This window comes from Neptuniibacter marinus, from assembly GCF_001597725.1.
Taxonomy (GTDB): Bacteria; Pseudomonadota; Gammaproteobacteria; order Pseudomonadales; family Balneatricaceae; genus Neptuniibacter; species Neptuniibacter marinus.
In genome coordinates this window covers 352,780-370,192 of sequence record NZ_LUTR01000002.1, presented here as the reverse complement: position 1 = coordinate 370,192, position 17,413 = coordinate 352,780, and the positions used below count along the sequence as shown (strand labels likewise).

Here is a 17,413-nt window from a genome sequence, read left to right as displayed (position 1 = left end):
CTGGGTAAAGAATTAGATGGCAACATATAGTTATCGAGGCAGAAACAGAGAAGGTGAAGAAGTCTCCGGCAATATAGAGGCAGGCACGGCGGCTGTGGCCGCATCACAGCTATCTGTTGATGGCATTATCCCGATAACCATCCATGAAGCCGTCGCAGAGAAGAAACAATCATCAACGGGCAGTAAAGAACTAAACTTTCAGTTATTCCAAAAGATTAGTATTGATGAGTTAATCATGTTTAGCCGTCAAATGTTTAGCCTGACCAAAGCTGGTGTTCCCATTACGCGTGCGATGAGAGGGTTAGCTAATACAGTTAACAATCCACTTTTAGAGGAAACTCTGGCGGGCTTGGCAGATGAGTTGGAGAGGGGTAACGCACTTTCTTCTGCTTTGGCTAAGTATCCGAAAATATTTAGTGAATTGTATATAAGTATGATCCACGTAGGTGAGAATACTGGGCAGTTGGATGAGTCCTTTAGGCAAATGGCTGCGTATCTAGAGTTAGAACGTCAAACGGTTCAAAACGTAAAACAGGCGACGCGCTACCCTATTTTTGTACTGGTGGCGATCTCTATTGCTATAGGGATTATAAATGTGTTTGTTATCCCTGCCTTTAAATCTGTTTTTATGAGTTTTGGTGGTGATATGCCTTGGCAAACGCAGGCATTAATTACAGTGTCTGACTTTACTGTTGATTGGTGGTGGGCAATCGTTGGCGGCGGCGTTCTGCTTTATATCGCTTTCTACCGTTGGCGAAAAACAGAATCTGGTCATATGACGTGGGATAGGAAAAAGCTGAAGTTTCCCATTGTTGGGTCGATATTCTATAGAGTTATTTTGGGACGCTTCTCTCGTACTTTTAGTATTGTTTTGAAAGCCGGTGTGCCAATAGAACAAGGTTTATCTATTGTCTCTAAAGCTGTTGGTAATCGTTATATAGGTCAAAAAGTTTCCGGAATGCGCCAAGGGATTGAACGAGGTGAGTCGTTTACTCAAACTGCACATCAAACTGGCATGTTTAGCCCGTTAGTCATGCAGATGCTGGCGGTAGGTGAAGAAACAGGTCGAGTTGATGAGATGCTTGAAGAGGCTGCGGGCTTCTATGAGCAGGAAGTGGAGTATGATCTTAAAAACCTTACCAGTGCGATCGAACCTATTTTGATTGTGGCTATTGGTGGAATGGTTTTAGTGCTAGCCCTTGGTGTTTTCTTACCGTTATGGGAGTTGAGTACAACAATAAATGGCTAATCGTATTGCTTCGTTGAGGTCTTTTCAGAAAGGTTTTTCGCTACTTGAATTAGTGGTCTCAATTTTAGTGGTCGCGGTTTTAATGGCCGTCGCTTATATCAAGCTAGAGCGTCTAGCTGAAGATGTTGAGCGTGTCTCTTTTGAAGGGGTTCGGAACAATATTCAGGCACAAGTCACATTAAAAGTGGCATACTGGTTTGCAGAGCAGCAGTATGTTTCAGGTCAGGAGTTGGAAAAGAGTAACCCTATCTCACTTATTTCATACAAACCTACAAATTATGTGGGTGAATTAGACTATAATGAGTTGTTGGTTGCTCAGAGCGAGCGTTGGTACTTTGTTTCGGATAAGCATTGGCTTGTATATAAAGTTAAACGAAGTGAGCACTTAAAAAATGACTTTCAACAAAAGGACCTTTTACCGTTTCAATTAACAGTAAAGTTTCAACATGGGCGTCATGAACAAGGGCTAGCAACAGAGGTGATTTTAAGGCCTCTATATAGCTTTACTTGGCAAGTTGATAGCGATGGCTGATCTATACAAGTCATCTGTAGTTTGTTAAAAATCAATCAATTACAATTTAATATCTAGTGGCAGAGGGTTCCATGAAAAAGCAAACGGGTTTTACAATCATTGAGTTGGTAGTCGTCATTGCCCTGTTAGGCATTTTGGCAGCGGTTGCACTACCTCGTTTTATTAATGTAACTGACGATGCACATAATGCAGCGGTTAAAGGCGCTGCGGGTGGTTTTGCCGCCGGTATAGCTTTAGCTAAAGCTAAAGCTGTGGTTGAAAATGCAGGTTCCGGGGCTAATGTTCAATTAGATGGTTCGGCTGCTGTAGCGATTAATGGCTCTGGTTATCCTGTTGGGGCTTCAGGTGCGGGATCTACCATTGGTGGTAATGGAGATTGTGTTGATATCTGGAATAACGTACTGCAAGGCAGTCGACCAGTTGCATCAGATGCGGATCCATCAGTCGTTCCTGGTGTTGATTATCAGGCTGTGCGAGATAATGATACTGAGTGTACATTTACTTATCGTCAAGCAGCACCTTCAGGCGACGATCGTGAGATCGTTTACGATGCTGAGTCTGGTAACGTCACTGTGAACAATGCTGACGAATAACCTATAGCATTGATATTACAACGATGAGTAGTGAACATTTATTTCTAGCTAAAGGTCGCTGCTCTCAATCTCGCCAGCGTGGTTTCACGCTGGTTGAGATTATTGTTGTTATTATTCTGCTTGGTGTGCTTTCTGCTGTTGCCATTCCGCGTATTGGTAATGTATCTAGTTACCAAGAGTCCTCCCTTCGCAGCTCTATCCTCGGTTCTTTGAGGTTGGCTCAAAAAACAGCCTTAGCTCAGCACGCATCATCGGTATATTGGGTTTTAGAACGTCCCTCCCTTGATGAATGGCAGATTAGCTTAGTGATTGATGCCGATACTAATGACGGCATTCCTCCTGTAGATATATCGCCGCCGCAGCTTCAAACGTCAATTCCTGGTGATATTAGCCTGTCCTATTCTGTGTCACTAGATGCGGGTGGAAGCTTAGCAGGTTCACTCTCTACGGGTGATAATCTAGTGATTTTGTATAATCAGTTAGGCGATATGATCAGTGTTAAAAATGGTGTTGCCTTAACTAGCGAAAGTTCTTTCCCTAATGTTGCGAACTCAGTGGATAGTAGTTTGCAGTTTAGTGATCGCAGTGGCGATTTTTGTCTCTCTTTGACGGGTTATAATTATGCATCGACCTGTCGCTGAAAAAGGTTTCTCTCTGGTTGAGGTCGTTATCACCATTGTTATTATTGGTGTTGCTTTAACGGCTGCGATAGCTGGATGGGGTAATATCGCACGACATAGTTCTGATGTGATGTGGCAGACCAGAGTATCGTATCTTGGACAAGCCTATTTAGAAGAAATTTTATCCCGCCGTTATGACGAATTAACGCCTGCAGGCGGGAGCCCTCTTTGTGATCCCTGTACGGCTGAGGGCAGTTTTGGTCCAGATGGTAGTGAAACACGGGAAACATTTGATGATGTTGACGACTATCATGGTTTAACAGAAAACGCTGTTGGTTTATTTAACTCTCTGGTTACAGCCGGAGGCATTCAATCTTATAACGGCTATCAAGTCAGCGTGCAGGTGCAGTATGCTGGCGATAGTTATTTTTCAGCGAGTAATCATGAGCTGGTGAAGCAGATTGTGGTGACGGTGACTCCCCCCCAAAACACAGGCCAAAACCCTGTGCAGTTTAGTGCGTTACGGGGGAATTATTAATGGGGCTTCGTAGTAATACACAACAAGGCTTTACGTTGATTGAGCTGATCGTTGTTATTACATTATTAGGTATTATCTCCCTTGTTACGGTGGGCTTTATCACATCAACGATGCAAGGTTATGCGGATCTCACACGGCGTGATCAGTTGTCATCAGCCGTAAGGGTTGCAGTTGAGCGTATGGCAAGAGAGATCAGAAATGCATTGCCCAATAGTATTCGGGTCAATAATGAGGGGAGTTGTATTGAGTTTATTCCTTCGCTTGCGGCCTCACGTTATATATCTATACCTTTATCGGCCTCTGCAGCGATGAACAGCTTTGTTTCTGTTCCGTTTGCATTGGAGCCTAGTCAAGGACGCATTGCGGTGTACCCTATAGATACAAATAATGGGGATGAGCCGACTCGTACATCAAACCCTATTTACGATTTAGATAGCTGGTCTATTATCTCACCGCCGATGAGTGCCAGTAGTGCTTTAGAATCTGCATCTGGTACGGTTGATGTCCTCTTAACCTCTAACCATGCGTTTCCAACCGATTCTCCCTCTAAACGTTATTTTATAGTGGATGAACCGGTTAGTTTTTGTGTTGTTGGAACTGACCTATATCGTTTTCAGGGAGTAGCGGCAAGCAACTATACTTATGCGATTAATCAGCCTGATGGCGCTACGTTATTCGCAGACCTCGCTGAGCCACAAAGAGGATTATTGGCAAGCGATGTAATTGCACCGTCGGGAAGTACTCCGTTTAAATACAGTGAAGCAACGTTACTGCGTAATGGCATCGTATTATTTGACCTTTTTGTTGAAAACCAACAGTTATCCGTTGCAGACAACAGACAAGAAAGTATCCGTATCCAATTTGAGGTGCAGGTGAAAAATGTACCTTAATACGAAGCAAAGCGGCTGGAAGGCGAACGTATCTCGGCAGTCCCAAAAGGGATTAGGGCTCATCTCTGCAATTTTTGTTATTACCATCTTAGCGGTCATTATCGCCGGTATGACACGGTTTTTTTCTATAGGTCAGAATGTTACTGCACAGGAGTTTTTGGGCGCTAGAGCTATTACAGCCGCTCAGACAGGGATAGAGTTAGAGTTAACCTGTTTAGAACATGGGGTATCAGGTTGTACTGCTTCTGCTGCTGTTGGGAGCATGCCCACAAGCTGGGATTATTGGCCAGGGCCAACGTCCAACTCACGTTTTTCTGTCACGGGTCTTAAAGATTGCTACGCTGAAGTTTATTACTATACGGTGAGCTCATCTGTCGGGCAGTTCTGGACTATCGATAGTACGGGGTTTTGTGGAGGGGATGGCTTAGATGGTGCATCTAGGCGTGTAGTCATTAGAGCGGCTCAATAAACGCCGCTCTAACTCAGGTCATTACTCTTTAAGCTTCTATACCATATTCGTCACGATATTTACGGATCGACGCAAGCTCTTCCGCTTTATCACCCTTTTCCGTTAAGTAATCGATAAGATCACCTAAACTCACGATACTGATAACAGGCATATTGTAATCTCGTTCGACCTCTTGGATCGCGGACAGTTCACCTTTACCTTTTTCCTGACGGTTAAGTGCGATAACAACCCCAGCCGGTGTTGCGCCTGCTTGATCAATAATCGTCATTACTTCACGAATAGCTGTTCCAGCAGTGATCACATCATCAATGATCATGACGCCGCCTTCGAGTGCTGCTCCAACTAAACTGCCGCCTTCACCATGGGTTTTAGCTTCTTTACGATTAAATACATAAGGAACATCATCGCCGTGGTGATCGGCCAACGCGACGGCGGTAGTTGCTGCCAGCGGAATCCCTTTGTACGCAGGGCCTAATAAAACATCAAATGAAACCCCCGAGTTTTTAATCGCTTGGGCATAAAAACGGCCCAATTTGGCTAGCGCACTTCCTGTGTTGAATAGGCCTGCATTAAAGAAGTAGGGGCTTGTACGGCCGGATTTAAGCGTGAATTCGCCAAAGCGTAGCACGTTCTGTTCAATAGCAAATTCAATAAACTCACGCTGATAATCCTGCATAGCAATCTCCGCTGGTTAATAAGGTTAAAATAGGGGGTAAATAGGCAGAGGCTATTCTACCAGTGAGCGGCCTTCGGCTCCATTGTTCTGATATGCAGCAAAAAATTTCATTTTTGTTCACTTCGCTATACAATTCGACCCTCAGAGTAAAAATAATACTAATTTGCTATTGGTCTGCTTTCAGACAGGAACACACTCTATGCGCGTCATCACCTTCAATACTCAAGGTATTGAACAGGCTGCAGAAAACGGCTTCTTCGATTGGATGGTCCAACAGGATGCTGATGTTATTTGCTTACAGGATTTACGAGCAAAAGAATATCAGCTCGATGATGAACGCTACCATCCGGAAGGCTATCACTCCTATTTTTTTGATGCTTGGGAAGATGGTTATAGCGGCGTTGCGATCTACACTCGTGAGATACCTAAAGCGATCATGACCGGTTTAGGCTTTGAGTTATGTGACCAGCATGGCCGTTTTATACAGGCGGACTTTGAGCATGTAAGTGTTTCTTCCTTTTTTATCCCCTCAGGTTTGAAGAGCGAAGAAGCCCAGCAAGAAAAAGAAGCTTTTATGGCCGAATTTTTAGGGCATTTAAGTAAAACCTTACGTAAACGCCGCGAATTTATCTTCTGTGGTACTACAAATATTGCCCATAAAACCGTAGATCTAAGTAACTGGTATGCCAACCAAACTGTTTCCGGCTTTTTACAAGTTGAGCGTGATTGGATGGCTGATATATTTGATGAGATGGGCTATGTGGATGCATTCCGCCAGATTAACAAGGCGGAACGTCAATTTAGCTGGTGGCCGGCTTACAATCGTGCTCGTAAGCTTAATGAAGGTGCGCGTTTAGATTATCAGATTACTACGGCTAATCTGCGTAAGACAGTTAAAAACGCACGGATCTATCGAGATCAATCATTTAGCGAACACGCGCCGATTATTATTGATTATGATATTGGCTAACGGCGTAGCACAATTAAAAAAAAGGAGCTTAATCGCTCCTTTTTTTGTGCGCTAACGAAAGGCTATTCAGCCAATGCTATCTTTTGCGCTTCGACTAACTCATTAATCCCTTTGCGGGCGAGATCAAGCATTGCATTCAACTCTTCCTGAGAATAAGGCGCACCCTCGGCGGTTCCCTGAACCTCAATAAAGCCGCCTTTGCTTGTCATCACAACATTCATATCGGTTTCTGCTTTACTATCCTCAGCGTAATCTAAATCCAGCACCGCCTCACCGTCATAGATGCCTACAGACACAGCAGCAATCGCCTGCACAACGGGGTCGCCCTTCATCGCGCCATGCTTATCTTTTTTCAACACATTAATCGCATCCTGTAAGGCTACAAAAGCACCCGTGATCGATGCCGTACGTGTGCCACCGTCTGCCTGTAATACATCACAATCGATTGTAATAGTGTTTTCGCCCATCTTCTTAAGGTTCAGTGCCGCACGTAAAGAACGACCAATCAGGCGTTGAATCTCAACCGTACGGCCACTCTGCTTACCGCGAGCCGCTTCACGGCCGGTACGGCTGGTGGTTGCACGGGGCAACATACCGTATTCAGCAGTCACCCAGCCTTGGCCAGAACCACGTAAAAAGCGCGGTACACCACGCTCAACCGTTGCTGTACAAAGGACCTTGGTATTGCCGAACTCAACTAATACAGAGCCTTCCGCATGCATAGTGAAGTTACGTGTGATCTTAACCTCACGCATCTGATCGTTTTCACGTCCACTTGGACGATGCTTGCTGATACCAAGATTTTGCAGTTGTTCTGAGATAGATGAAGTCATGCCGGTCCTTTAATCAATTTTCTAGTCAGTCATGGCGTGGCAGAGCGGTGCCAGACTGTTACAATTGTATTCAATAACGCATTTTAATCGAGAATGGATCATATGACACGCAGCATGACAGCTTTTGCTCGACAGGAAGCCGAGCATGAATGGGGTTCCCTTAGTTGGGAGATCAGATCAGTTAACCATCGTTACCTAGAACCTCACTTGCGTTTGCCAGATAACTTGAAAGAATTAGAAGGCTTCTTACGCGAAACGCTGCGAAAAACACTGAGTCGCGGCAAAGTTGAATGCACACTGCGATTTAATCCAGAAGCCACAGAGCAACAACTTGTGGTTAATAAACCTTATGCTAAAGAAGTTATTCAGGCCGCTGAGTCGTTACAAGCGATGGTTGAGAATCACCAACCCTTAGACGCTTTAGAGTTATTACGTTGGCCTGGCGTTCTACAAGACACCAAGTTAGATATGGATCTCGTTAAAAACTCAGCAAAAGCACTTTTTACTAAAGCGCTGGACGACATGCTGGAAGGGCGAGGGCGTGAAGGTGTCGAGCTCGCGACATTAATCAATCAACGTCTAGACTCTATCAGCGCTATAGTGGCAGAAGTGCGCGAAAGCATGCCTAAAATCCTGCAAAATCAGCGAGAAAACTTAGCTCAGCGCCTTGCTGAACTAAAAGCTGACCTAGATGAAGGTAGGTTAGAGCAAGAGATTGCATTACTGGCGCAAAAAGCTGACGTAGACGAAGAGATGGATCGTTTAGACACCCATGTTCAAGAAGTGCGCCGTGTTTTAAAACAGAAGGGGCCCGTCGGCCGCCGTTTAGACTTCCTTATGCAGGAGCTTAACCGGGAAGCGAACACACTCTCTTCAAAATCAATTGTCGCCAGCACTACCCAATGCGCAGTTGAACTTAAAGTGCTGATTGAGCAGATGCGAGAGCAGATCCAAAACATCGAATAGTTTTTCTACCCGTCCAAGAATGTCCTAAAAGCCCTGTATTACCTTGTGAAGAGCATTGAAAATACAGGGCTTTTTTATTTTTCCCGTCCAAATCGGTTTGCAGATGTCCGTTACCAACTACCTGTTTAGTGGTGGGCAGAATGGTGGGCAGCCCCCTCATTTTGGCTCAATAAGCATTTTGCGGTGAGCAAATTGGTGGGCAGTAAGTTACCCAATTTTCGCATTTAACTCGCCACCACAACAGGTTAGCTGCTGATTCAATAAGCAAATCGGTGGTGGGCAGCCATTATTGCCCCCTCCATTATTTCAGCAACTATGGAGTAAACATGGGAAAACTCACAGCAAAACAGGTTATTGCATACTGCAAAGCCGACCCAAAAAAATATTCAGATGGTGAAGGGCTATACTTTTGCGTCCGCAAACAAGGCTCGCCTTACTGGATGATCCGCTACACCACAGCCAAAGGAAGACGAGAAGCAACCTTGGGGCAATTTCCTTTAATGTCGTTGGCAGACGCCAGAATTGCCGCCGCATACTTTCGAAAGGAAGTACGTGACGGCATAGATCCTCTTCTAGAAAAACAGAAAATCGAGTTACCTGACATTGAAACCGTGGATCAACTGTTCCATGACTGGTATCGAACCGATCTGAGTAGACGACTAAAGCATCCCAAAATTCCGTATCGGGTTTACACCAAAGACATAAGCCCTGTCATTGGCATTAAGTGTATTGCTGAGGTGACCGCACGTGACGTACGCGAAGTATTAGAGCGCATTCGAGAAAGTAACCGCCCTACCATTGCCAACGACACCTTGATGTACATGAAGCAGTTGTTTCGACATGCGATAAAGCTCGACTTAACGCTGAACAACCCCGCCGCAGCATTTACCGTGGACGATGCCGGTGGCGTGGAGTCCAGTAAAGACAGGATGCTCAGCAAAGAGGAAATTCACTACGCCTTCAGCGTGTTTCATACCCATATCAATAGCTTTGGCCGCGACAATTACCTCGCTTGCTGCCTGTTTTTGGTGTTGGGCGTGCGCAAAAGCGAACTGTGCGAAGCCATGTGGCGTGAAATGGATTTAACCACAGGCGTGTGGGATCTACCCAAAGAACGCAGTAAAACTGGCGTGCCAATTAGCATCCCTTTACCGCGCCAAGCCATTGCTTGGTTTAACGAGCTGCAAATCCGCGCTTGTGGCTCGCCTTATGTTTTTCCAGCCAGACGAGCAAGCCATCGTCCGCATATGGGGCCAGATACGCTGAACCGTGCCATTTCTAAACTCTTTGGTCGCGAGCCTGGGCGCAAAAAGCAACCACCCAATAAAATGGGCAAGCTTGAACACTTCACCGTACACGATTTACGCCGCACCTTTCGCAGCCTTGCCGCCTCTTTAGGCATCGCAGGCAACGTGGCCGAACGCTGTCTTAACCATAAGCTAAAAGGCGTTGAGGGTATCTACGACCGCCACGATTACTTTGAAGAGCGCCGTATTGCCCATCAAACCGTGGCTGATGTGATCGAACCACTGGTGAACTTTGAGCCCGCTTCACAACACCAAACAGGAGGGCGTTAACATGCAACTTATGATACGACTCGCCCCCATTACCTTTCCAATAGCCATGCTGGCAGGACTTGGTTGGTGTATTGGCATTGCCTTACTCGAACAACCTTATGGCATAGGCTACGCACTTACTCGGTATTGCCTGATGGTACTCGTGGTACTCGTTCCTTGGCTGACGCTAAAGCTCACGCTCTTCGTGATTGTCAGCCTAGGACGCAAACTGGGGCTCATCCCGCCAGCACGCCCAACGTACAGCCTAGGTTATGAAGAATCACTCTATTGGTTCAGAGTATTGGCCTTCTTCGATGGCAAACGCAGCCGTATGCCGAAAAAGCCAATCAGGAGAAACTAGCAGCCCCCATTTGCTCACTTACCGTGGGCAGTTGGGACAATGGGGCAACACTTGATATGACGGGCATTAGAGGGTGAATAAGAGGAAATTACACTGCCCTAAGGAATGGGGCAATTGGGGCTTGGATTAACACAACAAGCCACCAAACATAATCTTCAAGCCACTATGGCCGACGCCTGTGCATTTTTGTACGCGTCGGTTCTCATTTCGCCTTGTCACTATCCAGCCATTGCTTTTCCTACCGATAGCTCGCTTACAAAATACCACACCCAGCTTTAAGCTAAATCAACCAACCCAATTACTTACTTTGATCAGCTGATGCAATCCCCTAGGCGTCATTTGCTAATCCATGAGTTTCAACAGCCGCCACACACTTCCCCATGCCTTTACCCCCATACGCCAAAACCACTATCCGTTTGGCTTTTGGATCGAAACGCCAAACAGGGAAATTAGCCCATTTACTGTTTGGCGTCTCGATTGAAGTCCAAAGCCGGCAGGCCTTGCCAGTACTGGTTCAAAGCAAGGTTTGGCACTTTTTGTACTCTAAACCAACCTCGAATCCAAAGTACAAACCGTTTGTTTTTTCTAACCCAGAATGCAAACGATCGTTTGGCGTCTCGATTTTTTTGCATGGGCTAAATGCCGTCAAACAGCGCTGTATTGGACTATGTATATCAAACAGTTAACAGCGCACAGGTCATCAGAAAAAACTGATTTGACCGGTTAGTTTGATGGCCATTTCTTTCATCTAATTCACCTCCAAGTCTGTACCCGACAACTGAAAATAGACGGCATGACGAACCAACAAGGTGAAAAGTGACGTGTTATGGGCAAGTGGTAACGATTGGGATAGAGAATGGATACAGCAGGTGGTCGCGTTACTGATTGGGCATGGCGCGTTTACCCTCTACCCAGCATTAAACCAATGCGATAATGTAGCCGAACGCTTAACCCGCTGGCTGACCTATCAGTTACCGCGTGTTAAACAAGCACACCCAGGCTGCCCGATTCACCAATGGCTAAATAGCATTGGCACGCAAGTGATCGTAGAAAAATGGCAGAGTCCCGAGCAATGGCCCAACTTATATTGGTTGCCTTTACCTGAGGTTGATGGCCACGCGCAAGGCGGGTTAGTTTTGTTACCGGCACATTTGTTACCGACAAATAGGGATGGCACGATTCAAACTAGAATATTGCAAGCCAACGCACCCGCCAACGCCTGTATCTTTTGGTGCGTTACACCTTTATCTAAAACAGGAAAGCGCACTACCTTGCACCCCAAACAGCAAAACCGCGCCTTTTGCCTGCCCAGTTCGCCGGAGCAAATGGGCAAATCATGTACAGGGTTATTACTGAGAGGTTTGAAAAAAGAGAGCCAAAAACGAAACGCCAACGTGATCAGCCACCAAATCAACCTAGCGCTGTTGCGCCACCTTTGTGGACCGGAGAATGATGTGTGGTTGAAAGCGAATTTTGGTGCCGTAACTCATTACGGCACCAAAAATTAGAAGCCTTAAAAACGAATAACCCCTCGCGGGGCGCTGATCTAACGGGTAGCGGGAGGGGTATTGTTGATGCGATTTTAATATTAATAAAGCTGAATGGCCATATATTCGCACCATCTCGAGTAGAACCACGAAATGGTCAACAATACCCGTCAATACCCCAGTTCACCTGCATTAAACAAAACCAAACTTTAATAAATCCAATTATTATGTGCTAAAGGCATTCGGTTTAACAAATCACGGCGCTCTCGCCAATCGGGAAGTAGCCTGTCCATATACCCCTTGAAGCGTTCATTGTGATTACGCTCAAGCAAGTGCACCAATTCATGTACTAGGATGTACTCCAAACACTCCGGTGGCTTTTTAGCAAGTTCTAAATTCAGCCAAATACGCTTGGCCTGCGTGTTGCAGCTGCCCCACTTGGTTTTCATCTTTTTGATTCCCCAATCGGCAGCTGTAACGCCGATCTTATCTTCCCAAACAGGCAATAACTCAGCGATTCGCGCTTTAAGTGCATCTCGATAATATGAGCTCAGTACCAGCGCCTTGTTCTCAAGAGTGGTTGCGGGATTGACATATAAATGCAATCGACCACGACCTAGCTTGATTTCATGCTTTCCGGAGCGCTCGATAAGATTCAGACGATAACGCCTGCCCCACAGGTAATGACATTCACCGCTAACCATTGCTCGATCAGATTGGCGAGGTTGTTTGGCAAAATCACTCTGCTGTTTCTTGATCCAAGGAATGCGGCTGATCACTGCCATCCGGATTGCGGTTTCTGTCATAGATTCAGGAGCAGAAACACGCACACGTCCATTGGGCGGCAATACGCTAATATGGAGGTTTTTAATCGCCTTACGATTTAGCTGCATCTTAATAGCACCAATCTCGATATTAGGCATTAATATTTTTCTTTATTCATAAATAATCTTTTTGCGCTTTTGCCAATTCCATTACACCCTGAATATCCACTTCATAACCCGCCGTTTCTTCTCGCACAGCATTGGCAATTTCTCGCTCCTTAAAGCGATCTCCCACCCAGTCCGCTTTTTTGGTATAACGAATGGCACTATCTATTTTGGTAGCCAGTAATTCATCTTGACCAAAATTATCGTAAAACGCGCGTTTGGGATTAGAGTCCATCGATGGCGGATAGTTAGCCGCTGTCTGCTCAGGACGTATAACCTTACGAGATAGCTCACGGATTTTTTCCAGATACTCTTGATATTCAATCGCTTTTTGGCGACGAAGCTCAATCAGCTCATCCAATAACACCGACATTTGCTCGTAATACTTGGGGTTAACCGGGTTTTCATCAACGATGGTTTTACGCACGTTATTTTCGATGGTTTCGGCCATGGCTTCCTGATTCTTACGAATACTTTCAGGCAAAGCCTCCACGGCATCAGCGCCTTTTTCAACGATAAGCTCAATTAGACCCAGCTCTTCAAAATCCATCAGCACTTCGCTGTCATCCGCACGAATATACATATCTAACAAATGGCGCATGGCAGGCTCAAAGCGTTTCATTTCTACCAAATCGCCACTGGCCAGTTTTACTTCGTCACGGACTTTTTCAAAATGAGCCACTTCTGTTCTTATCGAGTCTACATCTTGCGCAGAATAGCCTGCATCAGGCATTTCATTGGCGATATTGGCGAACGCACGCAGCAGTTTGGCAACGTTCTGATAAAGCGTTAAACGCAGTGCCTCTTTCTCAGTAAGCTCGTCTTGGTTCAGACCTGACTTACCACAAAAGTAATGAATGTAGTCTTCCGTATTGCGTGGCGCTATGACTGGCTCACACAAGGCGCGCACCATTTCAAGCGCATTATCCAAATCGAGCTTGGCTTGCTCTAAACGATCTTTCAGCAGCCCTGCAACGTCTTCCTTGTCATAACCATCAAATGCGCCTTGAGTATAATCAGAAATCGCTTTATCCAACGAGCGGAACAGATCTTTGTAATCAATGATGTAACCGTATTCTTTATCATCGCCATCCAAGCGGTTCACGCGGCAAATAGCCTGAAACAGATTGTGATCAGCCATCTGTTTGTCAATATACAAATAGGTCGCCGAAGGGGCGTCAAAGCCAGTCAGCAACTTATCGACCACGATCAGTAAGCGCATTTGCCCTGGCTCATCAATAAATTGCTTTTTAACTTCTTGTTCAAACTCTTCGACCCGGTTTGCGGCCTTGTCTTCCGGTTGCTCGAAGTAATCCGCAAGCATTTTGCGGTAAATATCGTACTTAAAGAGCTTTTCCGTTAAGCCTTCACCGGTTTCTTCCCCTTTAATGCTGGCAGCGGTCGGCTGAAAACTGGTGACAATAGCCACCTTACCGGCTAAATCTGTTTGGCTGAACATTTCATAAGCTTTACAAGCTTGATAGACACTAGAGCAGACCAACATGGCATTGCCGTAGCCATCCATCAGGCGTGGTTTGGTGTCCATATCCAGCAAGATATCATTCACAATCTGCTGCAAACGCGATTTACTGGACAGCACCTTTTGCATGGTGCCCCATTTCTGTTTCAACTGGGTTTTCGCTAATCGAGATAATCCGCGTGTTTTGGCCTCAAACCATTCATCAACCTTTTTCTGCGAAGTGACATTTTGGTCAATGTCTCGTGCTTCATAGCGCAAGTCGAGCACCACCCCATCGGCCACGGCTTCATCAAATTTATAGGTGTGAATGTAAGGGCCAAATACCTCAACCGATTTCTTCTTGTCTTTCTTCATCAAGGGGGTGCCGGTGAAGCCGACAAACATGGCTTCTGGCAGGATGGACTTCATCGCTTCGTGCAACTTGCCCGATTGAGTACGGTGACACTCATCCACAAACACAAACAAATCGCCTTTGGCTTTAAAGTCCGATGGTAGGGATTTCTTCAACTCGGCAATAAACTCATCCGTCACGGTATCGTTTTCCGAATCAGACTGCCGACCAAATTTATGGACTAAAGAGCAAACCAACCAAGGGTTGGGCTGATTGAGCGTCGCCACCAAATCGGCACCGCTTTTGGTGCGATAAATATCTTCCTCAACACCGGTGAACACTTTTTCAATCTGCTCATCCAGCTCTGTGCGATCGGTCACGATCAATACACGGGCGTCTTTGACATTCTCACGAATCCATTTGGCCAGCCATACCATAGTGAGGCTTTTGCCAGAACCTTGCGTGTGCCAAATAATGCCGCCTTCTCGCCTTGTGATATGGCGTTTTGCCGCTTCAATACCAAAGAATTGATTGTGACGACAGGTCTTTTTAATACCCGCATCGAAAACAATAAAATCATGGATAATTTGCAGCAAGCGCGCTTTGTTGCACACGCGGCTCAGGTGAAAATCGAGTTTATGATCGTATGGCCCTCTATTTGGCTCATGGCTGCTGCAATCTTCCTTCCACTCTAGGTAGTGCTTTTCTGGTGTCTCAATCGTGCCGTAACGCAAGCCTTGCGTATCATTACCCGCCATCACCAATTGCATGGTGGTAAAGAAGTTACGAATAAAATCTTTCTTCTGATTATCGAGGTTCTGCCGAATACCTTCGGAAACCGACACAGAAGAGCGTTTCAGCTCAATCACGCCAACAGCAATACCGTTAACATACAGCACTATGTCTGGGCGCTTAATTTTAGGGGAGAGGTTCTCGCCCTTAATGGACACTTCTTCGGCAATGGCAAAATCGTTTGCTTCTGGGTTTTTCCAGTCAATCAGCCACACAGTTTCATTAAGATGGCCAGCACCTTCTTTGTCTTTCACGCCGTAACGCAGCAAGCGATAAACCTCTTTGTTGGCGTAATAGAGCTTTTTACCTTCGCCCAGCGCTGCTGCCGTATCCAATTGACGAATAGCACGATTGATCAACGCCTCGCTGACACCACGCTTTTTTAACCAATCAACGAGGATATCTACTTCAATATTTTTATTATTAGCGCGCTCCTGCCAATCGCCTAAATAGCGATAGCCTAAGTCAGTTTGAAAAAACTGAACGATACGATTTTGGGTAGCGCGCTCACGCTGACCAACGTTACTCATCCTAACCTCTAATCAATTCGAAGCTTGTTCCCCTTGCCAATCAAGCAACGATCAAGCAAATTTTATCCATTTAAATCAATACATTACTACCAAACCAGTTAGATTCAGCACCACTCAGTCAAGCAACGATCAAGCAAATTACGCCCAACAAGGCACATAACGCATAGCTTTCGTTCCAGCGTCTGGGTCATAGGCTCTGATCAACCCTACGTTCACGGTGTCTTTTATCACTCGACTTACCTGAGCTTGATTCTTTTGTTCGATACCAAAGCGTTCACGTAGAGAAGCATTGTTCATATGCTCACGGTTCACATGTCTTAAACAGCAATGCAGATAGCACGCACGAATGCGATCCTCTTTGTCCATTTCAGCAAACTCTTTATGGCCAAAGAGCACCGATCGAGTATGGTTTTGAGTCATCTCAAATATCGGCGCAGGCAGTTGATAGAACTCCGTTTGCGAAACGACCTTATCAATACCCGAACCGCGCTCTTCACAAATGTTTACCCGCCGCATAAAAGAAGCCAGCGCCTCGTTACGACTTTGTGGTGGTGAGTCTAAAAATCGCTCCGTCGCAACCAAAGGAGTCCCCGGGTTAACGATTTCCATTCGAGCCTCAAAGACTTCAATCAAGGGGCCAGTACCGGTTAAAGAAAAATCCTGATGGATAATGGCGTTAGCCACTAGCTCACGAATCGCTAATTCAGGGTACATTGGCACTTCTTTGCGAAACGCTTTTCCTATTTCCTCATTTGACGGCAATAACGTTTTTAAGTAATCAATCAGCCCCTCAAAACCAACCGCATACCCTTTATTGCCTTCAATTTCCCTAACAGTTTCAATTCGGCTATTGCCTTTATACTGAATTAAACGGACAGCCTTGCGGCTTAGGTGAGCAAAGTTTTGCAGCTTCTTTGCGAATAAGATCGCACCAAGATTTGTAATATTCCATTGCCCGCCTACGGCAGGCTGAATCAACTTATCGGCTTTTAACGCTTCCAAAATCCCACTGCGGTTGTCAGGCAAGGGTAACCCGGTTAAATCAAAATAGTCTGGGTACTCAAGCAGCTTCAACACTTCTTCGGATGAGATATTGCTTGCAGCTAATTGTTGCTCAAAAGGCGTTTTATCAAACGCTCGCCATAAGGCTCGCTCTTTTTCCGGAAACTCTTTGAGTTTTTTCTTATAAGAACCACTACGAATAAACTCAATACCGTCAAATTGAACAGGATTGTGCGTGGCTGGTTGTATTTCTAAAATCACCACGGCCAATTCTTCGAGTTCACCCGCCAGAAACTCATAAAAGCGAAAGTGGATTTTTGGCTGCAACTTTTGCAATAACCAGTTTTCAATTTCTTGTTGTTTATGTTTTTGCTGCGATGGCTTAAAGGTTGTGCCAACTACTTGATGGGAATCATCATCGACACCAAACACCATGTAAGCACTTTGTTTGCCAATCAATGCAGCCGAATTGGACAGCGCCGATATATATTCACCGATTTTTTCAACATCGGCATTGCGTTTAAACTCAACCCATTCTGTCTCGGTGGGCAATGAACAGAGCTCTTTTAATAACCCCTGCAACTGTTGCGATGTCATATCAACGGGCAT

17 protein-coding genes are annotated in these 17,413 nt (G+C 45.6%); 12 read left to right on the top strand and 5 right to left on the bottom strand.

Annotated elements, in window-relative coordinates; all coding sequences use genetic code 11:
* Window positions 1–16: 16 nt before the first annotated feature.
* The 7 genes from A3774_RS03640 (at window position 17) to A3774_RS03610 (ending at window position 4,891) form a co-directional block, all read left to right on the top strand.
* Entirely contained in the window at window positions 17–1,249 is a 1,233-nt protein-coding gene (locus A3774_RS03640) for a type II secretion system F family protein (protein WP_067863239.1), read from the top strand.
* Window positions 1,242–1,781, top strand: a complete 540-nt coding sequence (locus A3774_RS03635) for a type II secretion system protein (RefSeq protein WP_067863236.1) — start codon at window positions 1,242–1,244, stop codon at window positions 1,779–1,781. The genes A3774_RS03640 and A3774_RS03635 overlap by 8 nt, the downstream gene beginning before the upstream one ends.
* Before the next feature lie 71 nt (window positions 1,782–1,852).
* A complete protein-coding gene (locus A3774_RS17130) occupies window positions 1,853–2,374 on the top strand; it encodes a type II secretion system protein (RefSeq protein ID WP_067863233.1) in 522 nt (173 codons plus the stop codon).
* 23 nt (window positions 2,375–2,397) lie between these two features.
* Window positions 2,398–3,015: a pilus assembly FimT family protein gene (locus A3774_RS03625; RefSeq protein ID WP_067863230.1), complete on the top strand. Its 618-nt coding sequence runs from the start codon at window positions 2,398–2,400 to the stop codon at window positions 3,013–3,015.
* A complete protein-coding gene (locus tag A3774_RS03620) occupies window positions 2,996–3,532 on the top strand; it encodes a prepilin-type N-terminal cleavage/methylation domain-containing protein (RefSeq protein WP_067863227.1) in 537 nt (178 codons plus the stop codon). Before A3774_RS03625 ends, A3774_RS03620 begins: the two co-directional genes overlap by 20 nt.
* Window positions 3,532–4,422: a PulJ/GspJ family protein gene (locus A3774_RS03615; protein ID WP_067863222.1), complete on the top strand. Its 891-nt coding sequence runs from the start codon at window positions 3,532–3,534 to the stop codon at window positions 4,420–4,422. The genes A3774_RS03620 and A3774_RS03615 overlap by 1 nt, the downstream gene beginning before the upstream one ends.
* Window positions 4,412–4,891, top strand: a complete 480-nt coding sequence (locus A3774_RS03610; protein ID WP_067863219.1) for a hypothetical protein — start codon at window positions 4,412–4,414, stop codon at window positions 4,889–4,891. The genes A3774_RS03615 and A3774_RS03610 overlap by 11 nt, the downstream gene beginning before the upstream one ends.
* A gap of 28 nt (window positions 4,892–4,919) precedes the next feature.
* Here A3774_RS03610 and pyrE read toward each other — a convergent pair whose 3' ends face one another.
* Complete coding sequence (gene pyrE, locus A3774_RS03605) at window positions 4,920–5,567, bottom strand: orotate phosphoribosyltransferase (RefSeq protein ID WP_067863216.1); 648 nt, start codon at window positions 5,565–5,567, stop codon at window positions 4,920–4,922.
* Between the two features lie 199 nt (window positions 5,568–5,766).
* Here pyrE and A3774_RS03600 point away from each other — a divergent pair, with 199 nt between their 5' ends.
* Window positions 5,767–6,537 (top strand): exodeoxyribonuclease III, encoded by a 771-nt coding sequence (locus A3774_RS03600; protein WP_067863213.1) that lies wholly within the window; start codon window positions 5,767–5,769, stop codon window positions 6,535–6,537.
* 62 nt (window positions 6,538–6,599) lie between these two features.
* Here A3774_RS03600 and rph read toward each other — a convergent pair whose 3' ends face one another.
* Complete coding sequence (gene rph / locus A3774_RS03595; protein ID WP_067863210.1) at window positions 6,600–7,370, bottom strand: ribonuclease PH; 771 nt, start codon at window positions 7,368–7,370, stop codon at window positions 6,600–6,602.
* Window positions 7,371–7,472: 102 nt separating this feature from the next.
* On the opposite strand from rph, the gene A3774_RS03590 reads away from it, so the two are divergent.
* From A3774_RS03590 to A3774_RS03575, 4 genes are all read left to right on the top strand, one after another.
* On the top strand, window positions 7,473–8,336 hold the full coding sequence (locus tag A3774_RS03590; protein ID WP_067863205.1) for a YicC/YloC family endoribonuclease: 864 nt from the start codon (window positions 7,473–7,475) through the stop codon (window positions 8,334–8,336).
* Between the two features lie 326 nt (window positions 8,337–8,662).
* Window positions 8,663–9,913 carry a tyrosine-type recombinase/integrase gene (locus A3774_RS03585; RefSeq protein ID WP_067863203.1) on the top strand — a complete coding sequence of 417 codons (1,251 nt, stop codon included), beginning with the start codon at window positions 8,663–8,665 and terminating at the stop codon, window positions 9,911–9,913.
* 1 nt (window position 9,914) lies between these two features.
* Entirely contained in the window at window positions 9,915–10,253 is a 339-nt protein-coding gene (locus A3774_RS03580) for a hypothetical protein (protein WP_067863200.1), read from the top strand.
* An 809-nt stretch (window positions 10,254–11,062) separates the two neighbouring features.
* A complete protein-coding gene (locus A3774_RS03575) occupies window positions 11,063–11,761 on the top strand; it encodes a hypothetical protein (protein ID WP_231867927.1) in 699 nt (232 codons plus the stop codon).
* A gap of 188 nt (window positions 11,762–11,949) precedes the next feature.
* Here the strand turns inward: A3774_RS03575 and A3774_RS03570 are convergent, their stop codons facing one another.
* The 3 genes from A3774_RS03570 to A3774_RS03560 all read right to left on the bottom strand — a co-directional run bounded on the left by A3774_RS03570 (window position 11,950) and on the right by A3774_RS03560 (window position 17,413).
* Window positions 11,950–12,663 (bottom strand): M48 family metallopeptidase, encoded by a 714-nt coding sequence (locus A3774_RS03570; RefSeq protein WP_067863194.1) that lies wholly within the window; start codon window positions 12,661–12,663, stop codon window positions 11,950–11,952.
* Between the two features lie 16 nt (window positions 12,664–12,679).
* On the bottom strand, window positions 12,680–15,802 hold the full coding sequence (locus A3774_RS03565) for a type I restriction endonuclease subunit R (RefSeq protein WP_067863191.1): 3,123 nt from the start codon (window positions 15,800–15,802) through the stop codon (window positions 12,680–12,682).
* A 138-nt stretch (window positions 15,803–15,940) separates the two neighbouring features.
* The gene (locus A3774_RS03560) at window positions 15,941–17,413 is read right to left on the bottom strand and encodes an ATP-binding protein (protein ID WP_067863189.1); all 1,473 of its coding nucleotides are present in this window, start codon (window positions 17,411–17,413) and stop codon (window positions 15,941–15,943) included.

Bases quoted from the DNA above. Each gene is read 5' to 3' on its own strand.
- A3774_RS03640 (WP_067863239.1), top strand. From the start codon at position 17: ATGGCAACATATAGTTATCGAGGCAGAAACAGAGAAGGTGAAGAAGTC.
- A3774_RS03635 (WP_067863236.1), top strand. From the start codon at position 1,242: ATGGCTAATCGTATTGCTTCGTTGAGGTCTTTTCAGAAAGGTTTTTCG.
- A3774_RS17130 (WP_067863233.1), top strand. From the start codon at position 1,853: ATGAAAAAGCAAACGGGTTTTACAATCATTGAGTTGGTAGTCGTCATT.
- A3774_RS03625 (WP_067863230.1), top strand. From the start codon at position 2,398: ATGAGTAGTGAACATTTATTTCTAGCTAAAGGTCGCTGCTCTCAATCT.
- A3774_RS03620 (WP_067863227.1), top strand. From the start codon at position 2,996: ATGCATCGACCTGTCGCTGAAAAAGGTTTCTCTCTGGTTGAGGTCGTT.
- A3774_RS03615 (WP_067863222.1), top strand. From the start codon at position 3,532: ATGGGGCTTCGTAGTAATACACAACAAGGCTTTACGTTGATTGAGCTG.
- A3774_RS03610 (WP_067863219.1), top strand. From the start codon at position 4,412: ATGTACCTTAATACGAAGCAAAGCGGCTGGAAGGCGAACGTATCTCGG.
- pyrE (WP_067863216.1), bottom strand. From the start codon at position 5,567: ATGCAGGATTATCAGCGTGAGTTTATTGAATTTGCTATTGAACAGAAC.
- A3774_RS03600 (WP_067863213.1), top strand. From the start codon at position 5,767: ATGCGCGTCATCACCTTCAATACTCAAGGTATTGAACAGGCTGCAGAA.
- rph (WP_067863210.1), bottom strand. From the start codon at position 7,370: ATGACTTCATCTATCTCAGAACAACTGCAAAATCTTGGTATCAGCAAG.
- A3774_RS03590 (WP_067863205.1), top strand. From the start codon at position 7,473: ATGACACGCAGCATGACAGCTTTTGCTCGACAGGAAGCCGAGCATGAA.
- A3774_RS03585 (WP_067863203.1), top strand. From the start codon at position 8,663: ATGGGAAAACTCACAGCAAAACAGGTTATTGCATACTGCAAAGCCGAC.
- A3774_RS03580 (WP_067863200.1), top strand. From the start codon at position 9,915: ATGCAACTTATGATACGACTCGCCCCCATTACCTTTCCAATAGCCATG.
- A3774_RS03570 (WP_067863194.1), bottom strand. From the start codon at position 12,663: ATGCCTAATATCGAGATTGGTGCTATTAAGATGCAGCTAAATCGTAAG.
- A3774_RS03565 (WP_067863191.1), bottom strand. From the start codon at position 15,802: ATGAGTAACGTTGGTCAGCGTGAGCGCGCTACCCAAAATCGTATCGTT.
- A3774_RS03560 (WP_067863189.1), bottom strand. From the start codon at position 17,413: ATGCCCGTTGATATGACATCGCAACAGTTGCAGGGGTTATTAAAAGAG.